The organism is Burkholderia sp. BCC0398 (assembly GCF_902833245.1).
In the GTDB taxonomy this organism is placed as follows: Bacteria; Pseudomonadota; Gammaproteobacteria; order Burkholderiales; family Burkholderiaceae; genus Burkholderia; species Burkholderia sola.
Genome location: NZ_CADFEM010000009.1, coordinates 127,207 through 145,382, shown reverse-complemented (window position 1 = coordinate 145,382; position 18,176 = coordinate 127,207). Strand labels below are relative to the sequence as shown.

Sequence of the window (18,176 nt, the reverse complement as noted above, 5' to 3'; positions counted from 1 at the left end):
CGATTCATCGAACGAACAAAGGCGTCCCGGCCGCGCGCCGCGCGGCAGAGGATCGCCGCATCCACGGAGACAACCATGACATCCGCTTCCCCGGCGCTGGCCGCCGATCGCGACACCGACGCGTCGATCGAGCAACGCGCGGTGCGCAAGGCCGCGTGGCGCTTCATCCCGCTGCTCGCGCTCGCGTACTTCTTCAACTATCTGGATCGCACGAGCGTCGGGTTCGCCGCGCTCACGATGAACCGCGATCTCGGGCTGACGGCGACGCAGTTCGGCTGGGGCGCGGGGATCATGTTTGCCGGCTACTGCGTGTTCGAAGTGCCGAGCAATCTCGCGCTGTACCGCTTCGGCGCACGTCGCTGGCTCGCCCGCATCATGATCACGTGGGGGCTGATGGCGGCCGCGACCGCGCTCGCGACCGGGCCGACGAGTTTCTACGCAATCCGGCTGCTGCTCGGCATCGGCGAGGCTGGATTCTTTCCCGGCGTGATCTTCTTCCTCGCCGTGTGGTTTCCGGCGAGCTACCGCACGCGCGTGCTCGCGTGGTTCACCGTGTCGACGCCGCTGTCGTCGCTGATCGGCGGCCCGCTGTCGACGTGGCTGCTGCAGCTCGACGGCACGCTCGGGCTCGCCGGCTGGAAGTGGATGTTCATCGTCGAAGGGCTGCCCGCGTGCGCACTTGGTTTCCTTGTGCTGAAGCTGCTGTCCGATTCGCCGGCGAATGCCGCGTGGCTGTCGGACGACGAACGTGCCGCGCTGCAGCGCGCGTTCGAGCGCGACGGCGCGGCGGCCGGCCGCAAGAAGCGCTTCGGCGTCGCGCTGCGCGACGTGCGCGTGTACGTGCTCGCGCTGATCTCGTTCGGCTTCACGATGGGCTCGTACGGGATCGGCATCTGGTTGCCGCAAATGCTGAAGGCGCACGGGATGTCGACGATGCAGACCGGCTGGCTGTCCGCGGTGCCTTACTTCTTCGCGACGATTGCGCTGCTGTGGTGGGCGAAGCGGGTGGACCGTCGCGGCGGCCCGATCGCGAACCTGGCGATCGGCTTGTTCATCGGCGCGGTGGCGCTCGGCGTGTCGACGCATTTCCTGACGCTCGGGCCGGCGCTCGTCGGCATCACGCTCGCGCTGATCGGCACGATTGCCGGCCGCACGATCTTCTACACGCTGCCGTCGCGCTTCCTGTCCGGCCAGGCCGCGGCCGGCGGGCTGGCGCTGATCAATTCGATCGGCGCGCTCGGTGGCTTCGCGGGCCCCTATCTCGTCGGCTACCTGAAGGACAGCTTCGGCACCTTCACGGCCGGGATGCTCGGCCTCGCGATCGTGCTGGCGATCACGACGCTGCTCACGCTGTCGCTGTATGCATTCGACCGGAGCGAATGACATGACTTTTTCGATCACGCGGCGCCGGTTGATCGGCGCGGCCGCCGCATCGTTCGCGCTGCCTGCGTTTGCCGACACGGCGGCCCATGATGGAGCTTCACGCATGACGCAAAGCAACTACCTCGCGGTTCGTCCCGACTGGCTCGCGTCGGCGCTCGAACCCGCGCTCGAGCCCGACCTGCCGATCATCGATGCGCATCATCACTTCTATGAACGGCCGGGCTGGATCTACCTGCTCGACGACTATCTGCAGGACGCGCGCTCGGGTCACAACATCCAGGCGTCCGTCTACATGCAGGCGCAGACGCGTTATCACGATTCGGGCCCGGCCGAACTGAAGCCGGTGGGCGAGACGGCCTATGTCGCCGGCGTGACCGAGCCGCTGCAGCACGGCCCGGTGGCCGTCGCGAAGGGCATCGTCGGTCACGCGGACCTGCGGCTCGGCGAACGCGTGCGCGACGTGCTGGAAGCGCATGTCGAAGCCGGGCGCGGACGGTTTCGCGGCGTGCGGCACCTGAGCACGTGGGATGCCGATCCGACGCTCGCCAATCCGCTGTCGGCGGTGCCGCGCGGGATGCTGCTCGATTCCGCGTACCGGGCCGGCGTCGCGCAGCTCGCGCCGCTCGGGCTGTCGTACGACGCGTGGCTGTTCTTCCCGCAGTTGCCCGAATTGTTCGAACTCGCGAAAGCGAACCCCGACACGCGGATCATCGTCAATCATTGCGGCGGCGTCGTGCGGATCGGCAGCTATGCGGACAAGCGACCGGAGGTGTTCGCGCGCTGGTCGGCGTCGATGCGCACGCTCGCGCAATTGCCGAACGTGTACGTGAAGGTCGGCGGCCTCGGGATGCGCATCAACGGGTTCGATTTCGAGAAAGGCGCGAAGCCGCCGTCGTCGACGCAGCTCGCCGACGCGTGGAAGCCGTGGATGATGACCTGCATCGACGCGTTCGGTCCCGGGCGCTGCATGTTCGAGGGCAATTTCCCGGTCGACAAGGGCTCGTATTCGTTCGTGAACGGCTGGAACGCGTTCAAGCGGCTGACCGCGCAGGCCGGCGCGGACGAGCGCGACGCGCTGTTTCGCGGCACGGTCACGCGCGCGTACCGGCTCGGCTGACGCGCATGCGCGGCGTCAACCGGCTTCCACCAGCGCCGCGAGCCGCGCCAGCGCCATCTGCCAGCCGGTCTCGTTGTCGGCGGCCGGCACGCCGGGCGGTACGCCGTCGTGCACCGCGTCCACGCGCGTGCCGCCCGCCTCGTCGGACAGCGTGATCGTGATCGTCATCGCGCCGCGCAGCATCGGGTCGTTGGTTTCGAATACATCGATCTCGACGATCCGCTCGTCGGGCACGAGCGTGACGAAGCGGCCGTGATAGGTGTCGGTGTGCGCGGTCGTCTTGCCGGCGCCGCCCGACGGCGCGTCGTAGCTCAGCGACACGCGCAGCGCGCCGCCTTCGCGCGTGTCGTACGCGTGCACGCGGCACGTCATGCCGTCGGGCACTTTCCATTGCTCGACCGCGTGCGGGTCGAGCAGCGCGCGGTAGACCCGCCCGCGCGGCGCGTTCAGGTGCCGGCTGACCCGGGTCGAGTGCGTGTGCGTGTGCAACATGTCGCCTCCCGCGAAGCGTGCGAGACGGTGCACGCCGGCGCCCGACGTGTCGTCATGCTTCCTTCAGGAATCCTAGGCGCGAGCGCGGCGGCATGCAATGACCGCACGCGCAGCGGCGTTCAGCGCAGGGTGGCGGCGAACGCGTCGAGCTGCGTGATGCAGGTGTTCCAGCCCTCGAAAAAGCCGAGCGCTTCGTGGCGCTCGCGCGTCGCGGCGTCGGGATGCATCACGCGCGCCTCGTAGCGGCTGCCCGCGTCGTCGTCGGCCATCGTGACGATCGCCGTGAAGCCCAGCCACGGCGTCTGCGGCCGCCAGCCGCCCGCGAGCATCGACGTGAACGCGATGTGCGATTCCGGCACGATGTCGAGGAAGCAGCCGGGGTTGTCGCTCGTGCCGCCGTCGGGGCCGCGCATGAACGTATGGAAAGCGCCGCCCGGCCGCAGATCGAATGCGCGCACCTCGGTGGTCCATGGTTTCGGGCACCACCATTCCTTCAGCAGTTCCGGGTCGGTCCAGGCGCGCCACAGCGCGTGGCGTGGTGCGCGCAGCGTGCGCGTGATGACGAGATCGTGGGCTTCAGCGGGGTCGACGTGGCTGGCTGACATCTTGCTCCTCCTGGTGACGGCGTTCGACGAATTCGACGAGACGATCGGATCGCGCTTCCCACTGCGCGCGCTGCGCGGCGAGCCATGCCTCGGCCTCGGTCAGCCGGCTGCCGACCAGCGCGCAGGTGCGCGAGCGGCCGGTTTTCCGGGTCTCCACGAGGCCGCTGCGCTCGAGCACGGCGACATGCTTCATGAACGACGGCAGCGCCATGTCGAACGGCGCGGCCAGCGCGGAGACGGTCCGCTCGCCATGGCCGAGCGCGCTGACGATCGCGCAGCGCGTCGGATCGGCGAGCGCATGGAACACGTCGCTGATGTGGAGGGGAAGGTTATCCATTCGGCTAAGTGTAGGCGATGTCGACGCCGGTGCAACGACAATTTTCGTCGCGTACGATGATGGGGCGGTAACGCGCGCCGACCGGGCACGGCGTTGCCGGGCGTCTGTCGCGGGCCGCCGTGGTGCGCGCCTCGACACCCGGCCGGCGTTCGTTCCGATCCCGCCCCATGCCGAACCCGCGCGTGCGGCCCACCTGACTACCTGATTACCGGAGATGGCATGACCGAACCTGTTACCGTCCGTCGCGTCGGCGCGAGCGAAGCGATGGCCTGTGTCGATGCGCTGGCCGACGTGCTGATCGATTGCGTCGAAGGCGGCGCATCCGTCAGCTTCATGCTGCCGATCGAGCGGGCGACCGCCGTCGCGTTCTGGACGCGCGTGGCCGAAGGCGTCGCGAACGACGAGCGCATCCTGCTCGTCGCCGAGGACGGGGCCGGGCGGATCGTCGGCACCGTGCAGGTCGTGACCGCGCAGCCCGAGAACCAGCCGCACCGCGCGGACATCGCGAAGATGCTCGTGTCGCGGCACGCGCGCCGGCAGGGCGTCGCCGCGCGCCTGATGGCCGCGGCCGAAGCGGCCGCGCGCGACGCCGGCAAGACCGTGCTCGTGCTCGACACGGTGACGGGCGGCGACGCCGAACGGCTGTACGAACGGGCCGGCTGGCAGCGCGTCGGCATCGTGCCGAACTACGCGCTGATGCCCGACGGCGCGCTGTGCGCGACGACGTATTTCCACAAGCAGCTCGCGTAACGGCATCCGTCAAACCGCTGCCTCGATGAAACGCTCCCATGTCGCTTTCGCCCTCACGGGCCTGCTGGTCGCGCTGCCGATTGCCGCGTATGCGCTCGTCAAGCCGCTGCGCGTCATCGCGCCCGCGCTGATTCCCGGCGTGTCGTGCCCGAGCGCCGACATCTGCACGGACGATGCCGCGAAGCTCGACGACGCACGGCAGCTCTATCGCGACGGCTACGCGCGCGCGGCCGCGGCCGTCGGCGCGTTCCGGGCTTCGCCGCGCGTCGTGTTCTGCTCGACGCGCGCGTGCGCCGATGCGTTCGGCCTCGGCTCGCGCGCAGCGCTGGCGCTCGGCGATTTCGGCGTGGCGATCGCACCGCGCGGCTGGCAGACCTACTTTCTCGCGCACGAGCTGATCCATCACCGGCAGGCGGAAGTGCTCGGCAACGTCGCGGTCGTGACGAAGCCGCGTTGGCTGATCGAAGGAATGGCGTATGCGCTCAGCGACGATCCGCGTCATCCGCTCGCGCAACCGTTCGAATCCTGGCGCACGCAGTTCGCCGCGTGGAATGCGGCGCGCGGCGCGCAGCCGCTGTGGGACGCCGCGCGGGTGGTGGAATAGCGGGAATGACGGCAATGACGATCGCGCGCGACCGGCCCCGCCATGCCGCTACGCCGGCACGGTCGGATCGTCCGGCTGCCCCACGAGCGTGCGCCGCCCCGCGTCGAGAATCTCGTCGGCCAGCGCCGGATCGGTGCCGGCAATCGCGCGCGACAGCACGAGCGCGCCGATCATCTGGCTGAAGACGGCGAGCGCGTCGCGGCGCGCGTCTGCCGAGCCTTCGGCGGCCAACGTCCGCTCCAGCCGGTCGAGATAGCCGGCGACGCCGCGCGTGTAGCAGGCGCGCGCCGCGTCGGTCAGCCGCGGCGCATCGCCCGCGAACCCCGACAGCGGGCAGCCGCCTTCGACGTTGTCGCGATGCGCGGTCGACAGGTAGGCTGTCACTTGCTTCGCGACGCTGCCGGCACTCGGCGAATCCGCGCGGTCCTGCATGGCTTTCTCCATCACCGCGGCGACCAGCGCATGTTTCGATTTGAAATGGTTGTAGAAGCCGCCCTGCGTGAAGCCGGCTTCCTTCATCAGTTCCGTCAGCCCGACGGCCTCGACGCCGCGCACGCGAAACAGCCGCTCGGCGGCCGCGACGATCGCGTTGCGGTTTTCCGCGGCCTGTTGTCTCGAGACGCCCATCGATCCCTCCCTCTTTCCCGCAATTGCGTCGATTGAAAAACACAATGGTGATCACCATTGACGTGTCGACCTCGCGCTGGCACCATGCTTCGCAAAGACGATGGTGATCGACATTGAGATTCAAGTGTAGCCGACTTCGCGGACGAAGCGAAGCAACCCGGCGCAGCATGGATCGAAGTCGGTCGGCGTCCAGGGTGCGGCGAGGCGCGGGCGGCGGGACGGCCCGGCTGGCGGCACCGGCGGTGCAACGGTTCGGTACGCGATGGCAGCGTGGTTTTTCACCGGATTCCGGGCGTGTGGCGAACCGGCGCGCACGGGATTCAATCTCCGAAAGGAAGGGTCATGAAGATCGAAGGTGCAGTCGTTTTCATCACGGGCGCGAACCGCGGGCTTGGCCTCGAGTTCGCGAAGCAGGCGCTCGAGCGGGGTGCGCGCAAGGTCTATGCGGGCGCACGCGATCCGGCCAGCGTGACGCTGCCGGGCGTCGTGCCCGTGAAGCTCGACGTGACCGATCCGGCGGCGGTCGCCGCGGCCGCCGAGGCGGCGCGGGACGTCACGCTGCTGATCAACAACGCCGGCATCGCGCGGCTCGGCAGCCTGACCGACGACGGCGCGGTCGATGCATTGCGCGCACACCTGGAGACCAACGTGTTCGGGATGCTGGCGATGTCGCGCGCATTCGCGGGAACGCTCGCGGCCCACGGCGGCGGCGCGATCCTGAACATCCTGTCGGTCGCGAGCTGGACGAACCGGCCGATCCTGTCGGCCTACGGCGTATCGAAATCGGCCGCATGGGCGCTGACCAACGGGCTGCGCCATTCGCTGCGCGAGCAGCGCACGCGGGTGATCGGGCTGCATGCCGGCTTCATCGATACCGACCTGACGGCCGGCCTCGACGTGCCGAAAGCGACGCCGGCCGACGTCGTGCGCCAGGCGTACGACGCCATCGAGGCAGGGGCGGAGGAAGTGTCGACCGACGAGTTCACGCGGCAGGTGAAGGCCACGCTGTCGTCGGGCGTCTATCTGGAAGAACCGGCGCCGCGTTGACGGTGCCGGTCGTGCGAATCCGCCACCCCGCGCCGAGAGCGCGGCGGCGGCGGATCGACCCGTCAGACCGTCGTGTCGATGATGCCCGGGATCTTCACGTCCGGGTTCACGTCCGCGTCATAGTCGACGCCGGCGATCTCGAAGCCGAACAGGCGCAGGAACTCGGTCTTGTAGCCCGCGAAGTCGGTCATCTCGTACAGGTTCTCGTTCGTCACCTTGTCCCACATCGCGACGACCTTCGCCTGCACCTGCGGATCGAGCTCCTTGTAGTCCGCGCGCAGGCGGCCTTCTGCGTCGACGTGCGGCGTCGCGCCGTACAGGCTGTCCTTCAGGAGCCCGTACACCTGCTCGATGCAGCCTTCGTGCGTGCCCGTTTCCTTCATCACCTTGAACAGCAGCGACAGGTACAGCGGCATCATCGGGATCGCCGAGCTGGCCTGCGTGACGACGGCCTTCAGCACCGACACGCGCGCATCGCCGCCGTGCGCGGCCAGCTTGTCGCGGATCGACAGCACCTTCTTGTCGAGATCCTTCTTCGCTTCGCCGATCGAGCCGTTCCAGTAGATGTCGTGCGTGATCTGCTCGCCGAGGTACGTGAACGCGGTGGTCTTCGCGCCGTCGGCCAGCACGCCGGCGTCGGCCAGCGCGTCGATCCACATCTGCCAGTCCTCGCCGCCCATCACCGCGACGGTGCCGTCGATCTCTTCCTGCGTCGCCGGCTCGAGCGACACTTCGCGGATCACTTCCTTGTCGGTGTCGAGCCCGCGGAACGTGACGGCCTTGCCGACCGGCTTGAGCGTCGAGCTGATGGTTTCGCCCGTCTTCGGGTGCGTGCGGCGCGGCGCGGCGAGGCTGTAGACGACCAGGTCGACCTTGCCGAGATCCTGCTTGATGGTATCGATCGTGACCTGCTTGACCTTGTCGGAGAATGCGTCGCCGTTGATGCTGCGCGCATACAGCCCCTTTTCGGCGGCGAATTTCTCGAACGCGGCGCTGTTGTACCAGCCGGCCGTGCCGGGCTTCGTTTCGCTGCCGGCGCGCTCGAAGAACACGCCGAGCGTGTCCGCGCCCGAGCCGAATGCGGCCGAGATCCGGGCGGCGAGGCCGTAGCCGGTCGACGCGCCGATCACGAGCACCTTTTTCGGGCCGTTGGCGATCGGGCCGTGCGAAGTCACGTAATCGATCTGTTCCTTGACGTTGGCTTCGCAGCCGACCGGATGAGTCGTCACGCAGATGAAGCCACGCACGCGCGGTTTGATGATCATGGGAGAACCTCTAGTCAGAAAGGCGGGGACGGCCTGAAATCGGAAAAATCCCGCGCATTGTAAAGGAAGCGGCCGATCGCGGGCGGGCACGGACGGCAGGCGTCGGATCGCCCGGTTATTTCTCTCTTGACAGAAATAACTGAAATAACTAAATTCCCCACCATGGAACTCACACCGATTGCCGAACGATTCATTCTCCACTGGGGCGAAATGGGCTCGCGGTGGGGCGTCAACCGTACTGTGTCGCAGATTCACGCGCTGCTCTACCTGGCCGGACGGCCGGTTGCGGCCGACGAGATCGCCGAGACGCTCAACGTCGCACGCTCCAACGTCAGCACGAGCCTGAAGGAGCTGCAGGCGTGGCGGCTCGCGAAGGTCGTGCACGTGCTGGGCGATCGCCGCGACCACTTCGAGACGTCGACCGACATCTGGGAGTTGTTCAAGCTGATCGTCGAAGGGCGACGGCAGCGCGAGATCGAGCCGACGCTCACGGTGCTGCGCGATTGCCTGACGAATCCGGACATCGCGAACGAGAGCCGCGAGACCGAGCAGCGCATTCGCGACACGCTGCAGTTCGTCGAGACGCTCACGACCTGGTCCGACGAAATGCTGCGGCTCAAGCCCGATACGCTGATGAAGGCGCTCGGCATCGGCGCGAAGATCAGCCAGACGGTCAGGCGCAAGCCGTCGAAGTAAGCGGTAACGGCGGAGCGGGCACGCAGCCCGCTTTTTTCGGGGTTGATATTTCTGTCTGTACAGAAATAACTGTAAATATAGGATGAGCATGAACGCAGTCTTGCCGTCTACCTCCCCGCCCGATCGCACCGGCGCACGCGGCATGACCGTGCTCGTCTGCGGCGCGAACGGCTTCATCGGGCAGGCGCTGTGCGCGCGGCTCGAAGCCGGCGGGCATCGCGTGTTGCGCGGCGTGCGCCGCGCGGCCGGCCCGCACGACGTCGCGATCGACTTCGCGCAGGACGTCGATCCGCAAGCGTGGCTCGCACGGCTGAAGGGCGTCGACGTGGTGATCAACGCGGTCGGCATGCTGGCCGATCGACGCGGCGCGACGCTCGATGCCGTGCATCGCGCCGCGCCGTGCGCGCTCTTTACCGCGTGCTGCCTGGCCGGCGTGCGGCGCGTGATCCAGATCTCGGCGCTCGGCGTCGAACGCGGCGATACGCGGTACTTCGCGAGCAAGCGTGCAGCCGACCGTTTCCTTCAGACGCTGCCGATCGACTTCCGCATCGTGCGCCCCGCGCTCGTCTACGGGGCGGCCGGCGCGTCCGCGCGGTTTTTCCGGATGCTCGCGAGCCTGCCCGTGCACATGTTGCCGGCGGGCGGCCATCAACGGCTGCGCCCGGTGCATGTCGACGATCTCGCCGAAGTCGTGGCGCGGCTCGTCGTACAGCCGGGCGATTCGCGGGCGGCCGACAGCCGGGTGATCGACGTGGTCGGCAGCGACGAAGTCGAATACCGCGAGATGCTGGCCGGCTACCGCGCCGCGCTCGGATTTCCGCCGGCGGCCCGCGTGACGCTGCCGGGCCCGCTGGTCGGCGCGGCGGCCGCACTGCTCGGCACGCTGCCGGGGGCGATGCTGACGCGCGACACGTGGGCGATGCTGCGCGGCGGCAACACCGGCGACCCGACGGCCGTCACGGCTGTGCTGGGCCGGCCGCCGCGCGGCCTCGGCAGCTTCATCGGCGCGGAAGCCGGCGCATTGCGCCGCGACGCGCTCGCGATGTGGCGGCGCCCGGTGCTGGTGGGCGCGCTCGCGATCGTGTGGATCTGGACGGCGATCGCGAGCGCGTTCATCCATCCGCTGCACGCGAGCCTCGCGCTGCTGGCGCCTGCGCACCTGACGGGCCTGCCCGCGCTGATTGCGCTTTACGCGGCCAGCGCGCTGGATTTCGCGTTCGGCATCGCGACCGTCGTTGCGCCGTCGCGGCGCCTGTGGGCCGCGCAGGCGGCGCTGATCGTCGCGTACTCGGCGGTCATCGCGGTCACGATGCCGGGCCTGCTGGCCGAACCGTTCGGCCCCGTGCTCAAGAACGTGCCGATCCTCGCCATCCTGTTGATCCTCTATTCAGAAGAAGAACACGCATGAATACCTATCTCGTCATCAAGGCGCTTCATATCCTGTCTTCGGTGCTGCTGGTCGGCACGGGGTTCGGCACCGCGTTCTACCTGTTCTTCGCGAACCGCACGCGGTCGGTGCCCGCGATCGCGGCCGTGTCGCGGCTCGTCGTGCGCGCGGACTGGTGGTTCACGACGCCGGCCGTGATCTTCCAGCCGGCATCCGGGCTGTGGCTCGCGCACACGGCCGGCTGGCCGTGGCATACGCCGTGGCTGCTCGCGTCGATCGTGCTGTATGCGGTCGCCGGTGTGTGCTGGCTGCCGGTCGTGTGGCTGCAGCTCGAACTTGCATCGATGGCGAAGCTCGCGCACGCGAACGGCGATGCCGCGTTGCCCGAGCGCTACTGGCGCTATGCGAAGCGCTGGGAACTGCTCGGTTATCCGGCGTTCTTCGCGATGCTGACCGTGTATTTCCTGATGGTGGTCAAGCCGATGTAAGTCTGTCGCCGTCGCGCGGGAGCGGCGGCGTACGCGGGACAGCAGTCAATCGATCGATTCATGATGCTTGCAATAACAAGCAGGAGTGCGAAGCATGGGATCAAGTGAAATGGTTCTCCACTTCGATGGGCGATGTCCGCTCACCCCGCGCCGCATCGTCGTGCGCTGGATGTACGCAGCCGCGATCGCGCACCTGCTGGTCGGCGCAGCCGCTCCGTGGATCGCCGGCGCATCTTGGCTCGACGCGTATCACCGCGACATCGAGTGGCATTTCTGGACGGGAGCCGCGCCCGAAGCCGCGCGCGCCCAGCAGGTCTGGTGGATGTCGCTGCTCGGCGCGACGGTGCAGTGCGCGTCGGTCTGGATGCTCGCGCTCGTCCATCTCGGCAACCGGCTGCGGAAACGGGAAGTGTGGGGCTGGCTGCTGGCCGGCCTGTCGGTCTGGGCGCCGCAGGACATGCTGTTGTCGTGGCAGGCGCAGGTGTGGAGTCACGTGGCGATCGACGTTGCCGCACTCGTCGCGATGGCGCCGCCGCTCGTCTGGCTTTGGAGGAGGGATACCGCATGAACACGTTGCCTGCTTTCGACTGGGCGCTCAACCTGCTGATCGTGCAGGGCGCGATGGGCGCATTCGACACGCTTTATCACCACGAACTCACGCAGGACCTGCCGCATAGCCCGCGCGCGCGGCTCGAGCTGGCGATTCATGCGGTGCGATCCGTGCTGTACGGCCTCGTGTTCGCGTCGATCGCGAACGTCGCGTTTCACGGCGCGTGGGTCGCGGCGCTCGCGACGGTCGTGCTCGTCGAAGTGGTGCTGACGTTGTGGGATTTCGTCGTCGAGGACCAGAGCCGCAAGCTGCCGGCGACCGAGCGCGTGCTGCATACGCTGCTGGCCGTCAACGGCGGCGCGCTGTTCGGAATGGTCGCGATGCAGCTCGCCGTGTGGGCGCACGAACCGACCGCGCTGCACGCGATCGACGTCGGCTGGCGTGGCTGGTTGCTCAGCCTGTTCGCCGTCGGCGTGACGCTGTCGGGCGTACGCGACGGGATCGCAGCATACCGCATCGCGCCACGCGCGCCGGCCGCCAACCCGTTCGCCCGGCAGCGGCCGGGCAACGTACTCGTTACTGGCGGGACCGGCTTCATCGGCGAAACGCTCGTGAACCAGTTGCTCGATGCCGGGCATACGGTCACGTTGCTGGCACGCGATCCGTTGTGCGCGGCTTACCTGTTTCAAGGCCGCGTGCGCAGCGTGACGTCGGTCGAGCAGCTGCAGCCGCACGAGCGCTTCGACACGGTGATCAATCTCGCCGGCGCGCCGGTGCTGGGCGCACGCTGGAGCAAGCGCCGGCGGGCGCTGCTGCTCGCCAGCCGCGTCGGCGTCACGCAGGCGCTGATGCGCTGGGTGGAAACCGCCGAGGTCAAGCCGCGCACGTGGATCCAGGCGTCCGCGATCGGCTACTACGGCGTGCGGCCGGGCGACGAACGGCTCGACGAGGGCAGCAGTACCGGCGCCGGCTTCATGTCCGAGCTGTGCCAGCAGTGGGAGGCGGCCGTGCAACCGCTCGAGCGCCACGGCGTGCGCGCGGTGGTGCTGCGGCTGGGCATCGTGTTCGGCCCGGGCGGCGCGTTGCGCCCGATGCTGCTGCCGCATTACGTCGGGCTGGGCGGCCGATTCGGCGACGGCGCGCAGGTGATGAGCTGGATTCACCGCGACGACGTGCTGCGGATCGTCGCGCGAGCGATGTCCAATGCGGTGATGCATGGCGTCTACAACGCGGTCGCACCGGTGCCGCTGACCCAGCGCGCGTTCGTGCAGGTCGTGACGAAGGTGCTGCGCCGTCCGGCGTTCCTGCACGTGCCGGCCGCACCGCTGCGCGCCGCGATGGGCGAGATGGCCGAGCTGCTGCTGGACGGGCAGCGCGTGGTGCCGGCACGGCTGCATCAGGACGGATTCATGTTCCGGTTCCCGACGGCCGAGCACGCGCTGCGCGACCTGACGAACCGGCCGCACACCGATTTCGCGCCCGCGGTCTGCCGTTTCCCGCGAGGTCGTGTATAAATTCGGCGTGAACGCGTTCGGCGTGTGCCGTGCGCGCCGAACGCTCCGCACCCGACCTCACAAGGAGACTGCATGCTGCACGTCCTCGGCAAGATTCCGTCCATCAACGTCCGCAAGGTGCTGTGGTTGTGCACCGAACTGAACCTGCCGTTCGAACAGGAAGACTGGGGCGCGGGCTTCCGCACGACCCACGATCCGGCCTATCTCGCGCTGAATCCGAACGCGCTCGTGCCCGTCATCAAGGATGACGATTTCGTGTTGTGGGAATCGAACACGATCATCCGCTACCTCGCGAACCGCTACGGCGGCGATGCGCTGTATCCGGCCGAGCCGCAGGCGCGTGCGCGCGTCGACCAGTGGATCGACTGGCAGGGCTCGGACCTGAACCGCTCGTGGGTCGGCGCATTCCTCGGCCTCGTGCGCAAGTCGCCCGACCATCAGGATCCGGACGCTATCGCACGGTCGATCGCGGGCTGGACGACGCACATGCGCGTGCTGAACGCGCAGCTCGACAAGACCGGCGCGTACGTGGCCGGCAACACGTTCACGCTCGCGGATATCCCGATCGGTTTGTCGGTGAACCGCTGGTTCGGCACGCCGTTCGAGCATCCGGACCTGCCGGCGGTGTCGCGCTACATCGAACGCCTCGCGACGCGCGAAGGGTTCAAGCAGTACGGCGGCAGCGCGAATCCGTAATGCAGCGCGGATAGCGCGTGAAGCGGCGGCGTCGTCACGGCCGCCGCCGTAGCGCGTGCGGCGGGCAAGCGCCCGTCGTCACGCACCGGGGGCCGGCACCGCGTCGAGCACGCGCGCGAGAAACGCCTCGTGATTCCACGCGGCTTCCGGCCGCGACAGCCCGAGCCGCACGATCACCAGCTCGCGGCTCGGCACCACGCTCACGAACTGACCTTCATGGCCGACCGCATGAAACGCGTCGACCGGCATCGCGCGCGCATGCGGATCGGGATCGTTGAACGGCTCCGGCACCTTCACCCACAGCTGCGCGCCGAATTCCTGCCGCGTCGACTGCGGCGTCGCGCGCGTCAGGTAATGCACCCAGCCTTCCGGCAGCAGCCGCTGCCCGTTCCACACGCCGTCCTGCAGCAGAAGCTGACCGAAGCGCGCCCAGTCGCGTGCGCTCGCATACAGGTACGACGCGCTGACGAGCGTGCCGGACGCATCGGGCTCGAACACCGCGCTGCGCATCCCGAGCGGCGCGAACAGCGCGCGGCGCGGAAACGCGAGGTAGTCGGCGTCGCTGCCGCCCAGCGCTTCGCGCATCACGCGCGCGACGATCGCGCTCGTGCCGCTCGAGTACGACCACTGTGCGCCGGGCGTCGCGGCAAGCGGCTTCGCCGACGCGAACCGCGCGGTATCGGGCTGCGTGAACAGCATCACCGCGACGTCGGACAGCGGGTCGTCGTAGTCCTCGTTGAATTGCAGGCCGCTCGTCATCCGCAGCAGCGCGTCGAGCGTGATGGCCGCGCGCGGATCGCCGCGGCCGCGCCATTCGGGCAGCAGCGCCGACGCGTCCGGCGACAGCTTGTGCCGCGCGACCAGCGTGCCGACCAGCGCGGCGGTCACGGTTTTCGTCATCGACCAGCCGGGCAGCGGCGTGTCGGCCGTGAAGCCGCGCGCATAGCGTTCGGCGATCACCTGGCCGCGCCACATCACGACGACCGCGCGCGTGCGCCGCGGCCGCGCCGGATCGGGTTCGTCGAACGCGCGGTCGAGCGCGGTCTGCAGCTTGCGTGCGTCGATGCCGGCGGGCGGCATGGCCGGTGCGGGTGGGTCGGGCGGCGCGACCGGCGGATCGGGGAGGGGCGGCAACGCGGCCGGCAAGGTGGCCGCCGCACCGGTCGGGGCCCCGAGTGCGAGCGTGCAGCCGAGCCCGGGTCGGAAGTCGGCTTCGCGTTCGGCGAAGCCGGCGAAGGTCGCCATCGCGCGATGATGGTCGGGATCGAGCGACGGGCGTACCAGTTTCAGCAGCGGATGGACGCCGGCCATGATGTCGACGTCGATCACGGACGCGGCCGGGCGGCCCGACACGAACACGCCCGAGCACAGCGCCTTGGCCGCATAGCCGGTTGCGATCGGCGCGAGCCGGGACAGCATGTAGCCGGTGTAGCCGATAGCGGCCACGAGGGCGAGCGCGACACCGCGCAGAATCAGCTTTTTGAGGGGGATCGTCATGCGCGAGCGTCCTCGGTGGCGTGCCGGCCGGCAACGATCCGGCAGTGTCGCAGGTTCGGGCGATGCGTTGCAATCGCGGCCGCGTGACGCGTGACGACGATCGCATGCAGTCGCGTTGTCGCCTGCTCGACGATTCGGCGCGCGTCGCGCGAGTTGATATCGGGCCGGCCGTCGGCCGATAATCGTCCGGCATTGCTGTCCCAGTCCCACTGTCCAATCGAGATCGGAAAACGCCATGTCCTACGACAACAACAACCCGTTCGCCAAAATCCTGCGCGGCGAACTGCCGTGCGTGAAGGTCGCCGAAGACGACGCGACGCTCGCGATCATGGATCTGATGCCGCAGGCCGACGGTCACGTGCTCGTGATCCCGAAGGAGCCGGCCGCGCAGATCTTCGAGCTGTCCGGCGACGCGGCCGCGGCCGGCATCCGCATGGCGCAGCGCGTCGCGGCGGCGGTGCGCGCGGCGCTCGAGCCGGACGGCGTGTTCATCGGCCAGTTCAACGGCGCGGCAGCCGGCCAGACGGTCCCGCATGTGCATTTCCACGTGATTCCGCGCTGGGAAGGCGCGGAGCTGCGGATGCACGCGCGCGACATCGCCGACGCCGCGACGCTCGAAGCGCTCGCGCAGCGCATTCGTGCCCGCTTCGTGTAACAACCCGTCCGCACCCGGCGCGGCGGCCGTCCACCGGCCGGCCGCTGCGCCGCCAGAGCCTGTTTCAGCGGTCACACCAGGTAACACGTGTAACCGCCCGGGAAACTCGGCCGGCCGGGCCCGGCGCTAGACTCCGCGCATTGTTTCATCGAGCGACAGGAGGGGCGGATCGCCTCTTCGTGCCGGCCGTCGCGTGGTGCGGCGACACGCGGCGGCGCGGTCTTCGCGAGATGCCGTTCGTCTTTCGCGCCGGGAACCGAGCCATGTCCAGACTTCTCATCACGCTTGCCCTGATCGGCGGCCTGTCCGGCTGCTATGTCGCGCCGCCGTACGGCTACGCGCCCGCGCCGGCCTACTACGGCTATGCCCCCGCGTATTACGCGCCGCCCGTCACCGTCGGCATCGGCGGCCACTTCCACATCCGCTGATCCGTCGCAGCACGCCGGCCGCGGCCATACCGGCCCGGTCGGCTGCCGTTGGCCGGACGATGCCCGCGCGTTCGCGCGCCGCATCACGGTGCTGCACGGCGCGCGGGCTGCGCGGTTCCTATACTTCACAGGAATGCGTATCCCCGCGAGGCCGTCATGACAGCCACCCCCAAGGTCATCGTTCTGTCGAGCCTGTCCACGCTCGTCTATCTCGGGCTCGCCGTGCTCGGCATCGGCGGGTTCGCTGCATTCTTCTCGCATCCCCAGCTGACCGTCGTCGCGCTCGCGACGCTCGCGATGGCCGTCACCGCGCTGTTCACCGAAGGCAACCTGAGCAGCGGCGAGCGCGAGCGTCGCGACAACCGCTGGGTGCTCGCGGCGTTCGCGGTGAGCGGCTTCCTGCTCGCGTACCTGCCCGCGCTGACCGACCGGCTCGACGTCTGGACGTTCGGCGGCGACACGGTGCGCTGGATCGGCGTCGCGCTGTACCTCGCGGGCGGCGTGCTGCGGATGTGGCCCGTGTTCGTGCTCGGCAAGCGCTTCAGCGGGCTCGTCGCGATCCAGCCGGGCCATACGCTCGTGACCGGCGGCATCTACAGCCGCATCCGCAATCCCAGCTATCTGGGCCTGGTCGTCAATTCGTTCGGCTGGGCGCTGGCGTTCCGCTCCGGCGTCGGCGTGCTGCTGGTCGTGCTGACGCTCGTGCCGCTCGTCGCGCGGATCCGCTCGGAAGAGGCATTGCTGCGTTCGCAATTCGGCGCCGAGTACGACGCGTACTGCGCGCGGACGTGGCGGTTGCTGCCCGGCGTGTACTGACCCTCTTCATCTTCTCCCTGACCGTCGTTCGGAGGCCCACGCCGCGGCATGTGCAGATGTGTTGCCACGTGTGTCTCGAATGTGCGGCCGCTTGCATCACCGGCCTGTCGCGATGCGGGGCCAGAACCGTGCCGAAGCCAATGCCGGCAAGGGTTTCAGCCGGATTCGGCGGGTGCGTTTATCGTCTGTTATTCGTAAACAACTTGTTACCACAATGTCCACGGCAGGAATGCGGGACCGGTGCTATTCTTCGCCGCAAGCTCGTTGAAATGAATTGGTCCGCGGTTCGGCACAATGCCTGCCCCGACGTCGATCGATTCAGATCGTCGTACCGAGCGGACCTCGATAACCAGAATTGCGAACAAGGAAGAATACGGGAATGTGGAAGAAAATCGCCCCCGCTCTCGTCGTCGCCGCGTTGACCGGCGCGACTGCACTGCCGGCAATGGCCGGTGACTTGAACAACGCGCTCGGCGGCGCGCTCGGCGGGGTTGCCGGCGCAGCGGTCGGCGGCGCGGTCGGCGGCAGCACGGGCTCCGTCATCGGCGGCGCGATCGGCGGCGGCGCCGGCGGCGCGGTGACGTCGAACCGTCGCGAGCGCACCGGCGCGATCATCGGCGGCGCCCTCGGCGGCGGCGCGGGTACCGCGGCAGGCAACGCGATGGGCGGCCGCACGGGCGGCCTGCTGGGCGCGGCCGTCGGCGGCGGCGCCGGCGCGGCACTCGGCGGCAACATGTCGCGCAGCTCGTACGATCGCGATCACGGCGACCGCGGCTACCATCGCCGCAAGCATCGCCACCACCGCGACTGGGACTGATCGCCGCTGGCGCGGCCCGGTGCGCGACCCGCGCACCGGCGCGCCGACGGCGTCGGCATCCCGACGCGAGCCTCAGCCCGGCGCGCTGCCGGGCCGCTTCGCCGGCCACGCCGGCGATTCTCCTCCGGCTTCATCAGCCGCTGCCATGTGCCCGATCGACGGGCCGGCAATTCTCCTTCCGCTGTTTTCTCCGTTTCTCGACGACACCCGTTGCCGCGTCCGAATGTGCGCGGGCAGGGTCGGTCGAATGCCGTCCACTTTTCCTTCGACACGTCGGCTCGTTCTGACCTGACCGTATCTCGCGGCCCTGCCGCAGCGGTCCGCTGTCGCGCACGTTTCGACTGCGTTCGATCCGCGTAACGGGATGCATCGAGACCGGCGCTTTGCATGCTGCGTTGTCGTGCA

General features: G+C 68.8%; 20 protein-coding genes and 1 pseudogene. 15 read left to right on the top strand and 6 right to left on the bottom strand.

Annotated features, from left to right (window positions below):
* Nucleotides 1-75 precede the first annotated feature (75 nt).
* Both HWX76_RS20725 and HWX76_RS20720 read left to right on the top strand, forming a co-directional pair.
* Nucleotides 76-1,383, top strand: coding sequence for an MFS transporter (locus HWX76_RS20725; RefSeq protein ID WP_050012177.1), 1,308 nt, complete (start codon nt 76-78; stop codon nt 1,381-1,383).
* A 1-nt stretch (nt 1,384) separates the two neighbouring features.
* Nucleotides 1,385-2,500: an amidohydrolase family protein gene (locus HWX76_RS20720; RefSeq protein ID WP_176016283.1), complete on the top strand. Its 1,116-nt coding sequence runs from the start codon at nt 1,385-1,387 to the stop codon at nt 2,498-2,500.
* Between the two features lie 15 nt (nt 2,501-2,515).
* On the opposite strand, the gene HWX76_RS20715 is transcribed toward HWX76_RS20720, so the two are convergent.
* The 3 genes from HWX76_RS20715 to HWX76_RS20705 all read right to left on the bottom strand — a co-directional run bounded on the left by HWX76_RS20715 (nt 2,516) and on the right by HWX76_RS20705 (nt 3,934).
* Nucleotides 2,516-2,992 carry an SRPBCC family protein gene (locus tag HWX76_RS20715; RefSeq protein WP_176016282.1) on the bottom strand — a complete coding sequence of 159 codons (477 nt, stop codon included), beginning with the start codon at nt 2,990-2,992 and terminating at the stop codon, nt 2,516-2,518.
* 119 nt (nt 2,993-3,111) lie between these two features.
* Nucleotides 3,112-3,597: an SRPBCC family protein gene (locus tag HWX76_RS20710; RefSeq protein ID WP_124555264.1), complete on the bottom strand. Its 486-nt coding sequence runs from the start codon at nt 3,595-3,597 to the stop codon at nt 3,112-3,114.
* On the bottom strand, nt 3,569-3,934 hold the full coding sequence (locus HWX76_RS20705; RefSeq protein WP_124555265.1) for a metalloregulator ArsR/SmtB family transcription factor: 366 nt from the start codon (nt 3,932-3,934) through the stop codon (nt 3,569-3,571). Before HWX76_RS20705 ends, HWX76_RS20710 begins: the two co-directional genes overlap by 29 nt.
* A 219-nt stretch (nt 3,935-4,153) precedes the next feature.
* Between HWX76_RS20705 and HWX76_RS20700 the strand changes: the two genes are divergently transcribed.
* Nucleotides 4,154-4,684: a GNAT family N-acetyltransferase gene (locus tag HWX76_RS20700; protein WP_124679813.1), complete on the top strand. Its 531-nt coding sequence runs from the start codon at nt 4,154-4,156 to the stop codon at nt 4,682-4,684.
* A gap of 25 nt (nt 4,685-4,709) precedes the next feature.
* On the top strand, nt 4,710-5,288 hold the full coding sequence (locus HWX76_RS20695; protein ID WP_176016281.1) for a hypothetical protein: 579 nt from the start codon (nt 4,710-4,712) through the stop codon (nt 5,286-5,288).
* A gap of 48 nt (nt 5,289-5,336) precedes the next feature.
* Here HWX76_RS20695 and HWX76_RS20690 read toward each other — a convergent pair whose 3' ends face one another.
* Nucleotides 5,337-5,915 carry a TetR family transcriptional regulator gene (locus HWX76_RS20690; RefSeq protein WP_176016280.1) on the bottom strand — a complete coding sequence of 193 codons (579 nt, stop codon included), beginning with the start codon at nt 5,913-5,915 and terminating at the stop codon, nt 5,337-5,339.
* 342 nt (nt 5,916-6,257) lie between these two features.
* Here HWX76_RS20690 and HWX76_RS20685 point away from each other — a divergent pair, with 342 nt between their 5' ends.
* Nucleotides 6,258-6,962 (top strand): SDR family oxidoreductase, encoded by a 705-nt coding sequence (locus tag HWX76_RS20685; RefSeq protein ID WP_089489858.1) that lies wholly within the window; start codon nt 6,258-6,260, stop codon nt 6,960-6,962.
* 62 nt (nt 6,963-7,024) lie between these two features.
* Here the strand turns inward: HWX76_RS20685 and fabV are convergent, their stop codons facing one another.
* On the bottom strand, nt 7,025-8,227 hold the full coding sequence (gene fabV / locus HWX76_RS20680) for an enoyl-ACP reductase FabV (protein WP_089437238.1): 1,203 nt from the start codon (nt 8,225-8,227) through the stop codon (nt 7,025-7,027).
* Nucleotides 8,228-8,389: 162 nt separating this feature from the next.
* On the opposite strand from fabV, the gene HWX76_RS20675 reads away from it, so the two are divergent.
* The 6 genes and pseudogenes from HWX76_RS20675 (at nt 8,390) to HWX76_RS20650 (ending at nt 13,558) form a co-directional block, all read left to right on the top strand.
* Nucleotides 8,390-8,923, top strand: a complete 534-nt coding sequence (locus tag HWX76_RS20675; RefSeq protein ID WP_050012168.1) for a MarR family transcriptional regulator — start codon at nt 8,390-8,392, stop codon at nt 8,921-8,923.
* Nucleotides 8,924-9,011: 88 nt separating this feature from the next.
* Nucleotides 9,012-10,331 (top strand): SDR family oxidoreductase, encoded by a 1,320-nt coding sequence (locus HWX76_RS20670; RefSeq protein ID WP_050012167.1) that lies wholly within the window; start codon nt 9,012-9,014, stop codon nt 10,329-10,331.
* Entirely contained in the window at nt 10,328-10,798 is a 471-nt protein-coding gene (locus HWX76_RS20665; RefSeq protein ID WP_089489857.1) for a DUF2269 domain-containing protein, read from the top strand. The genes HWX76_RS20670 and HWX76_RS20665 overlap by 4 nt, the downstream gene beginning before the upstream one ends.
* Before the next feature lie 145 nt (nt 10,799-10,943).
* Nucleotides 10,944-11,366, top strand: a pseudogene (locus tag HWX76_RS20660) (DUF393 domain-containing protein); the annotation flags it as partial.
* On the top strand, nt 11,363-12,862 hold the full coding sequence (locus tag HWX76_RS20655) for a TIGR01777 family oxidoreductase (RefSeq protein WP_050012164.1): 1,500 nt from the start codon (nt 11,363-11,365) through the stop codon (nt 12,860-12,862). The pseudogene HWX76_RS20660 and the gene HWX76_RS20655, both read left to right, overlap by 4 nt.
* A gap of 72 nt (nt 12,863-12,934) precedes the next feature.
* Nucleotides 12,935-13,558: a glutathione S-transferase gene (locus HWX76_RS20650; RefSeq protein WP_050012163.1), complete on the top strand. Its 624-nt coding sequence runs from the start codon at nt 12,935-12,937 to the stop codon at nt 13,556-13,558.
* 78 nt (nt 13,559-13,636) lie between these two features.
* Here HWX76_RS20650 and HWX76_RS20645 read toward each other — a convergent pair whose 3' ends face one another.
* Nucleotides 13,637-15,055 carry a serine hydrolase gene (locus tag HWX76_RS20645; RefSeq protein WP_050012162.1) on the bottom strand — a complete coding sequence of 473 codons (1,419 nt, stop codon included), beginning with the start codon at nt 15,053-15,055 and terminating at the stop codon, nt 13,637-13,639.
* A gap of 235 nt (nt 15,056-15,290) precedes the next feature.
* Here HWX76_RS20645 and HWX76_RS20640 point away from each other — a divergent pair, with 235 nt between their 5' ends.
* The 4 genes from HWX76_RS20640 to HWX76_RS20625 all read left to right on the top strand — a co-directional run bounded on the left by HWX76_RS20640 (nt 15,291) and on the right by HWX76_RS20625 (nt 17,771).
* Nucleotides 15,291-15,710: an HIT domain-containing protein gene (locus HWX76_RS20640; protein WP_050012161.1), complete on the top strand. Its 420-nt coding sequence runs from the start codon at nt 15,291-15,293 to the stop codon at nt 15,708-15,710.
* A 263-nt stretch (nt 15,711-15,973) separates the two neighbouring features.
* Entirely contained in the window at nt 15,974-16,138 is a 165-nt protein-coding gene (locus tag HWX76_RS20635; protein ID WP_162838116.1) for a hypothetical protein, read from the top strand.
* A 156-nt stretch (nt 16,139-16,294) separates the two neighbouring features.
* Nucleotides 16,295-16,954 carry an isoprenylcysteine carboxylmethyltransferase family protein gene (locus tag HWX76_RS20630; protein ID WP_124594348.1) on the top strand — a complete coding sequence of 220 codons (660 nt, stop codon included), beginning with the start codon at nt 16,295-16,297 and terminating at the stop codon, nt 16,952-16,954.
* 379 nt (nt 16,955-17,333) lie between these two features.
* Nucleotides 17,334-17,771 carry a hypothetical protein gene (locus tag HWX76_RS20625; protein ID WP_050012159.1) on the top strand — a complete coding sequence of 146 codons (438 nt, stop codon included), beginning with the start codon at nt 17,334-17,336 and terminating at the stop codon, nt 17,769-17,771.
* Nucleotides 17,772-18,176: the final 405 nt, after the last annotated feature.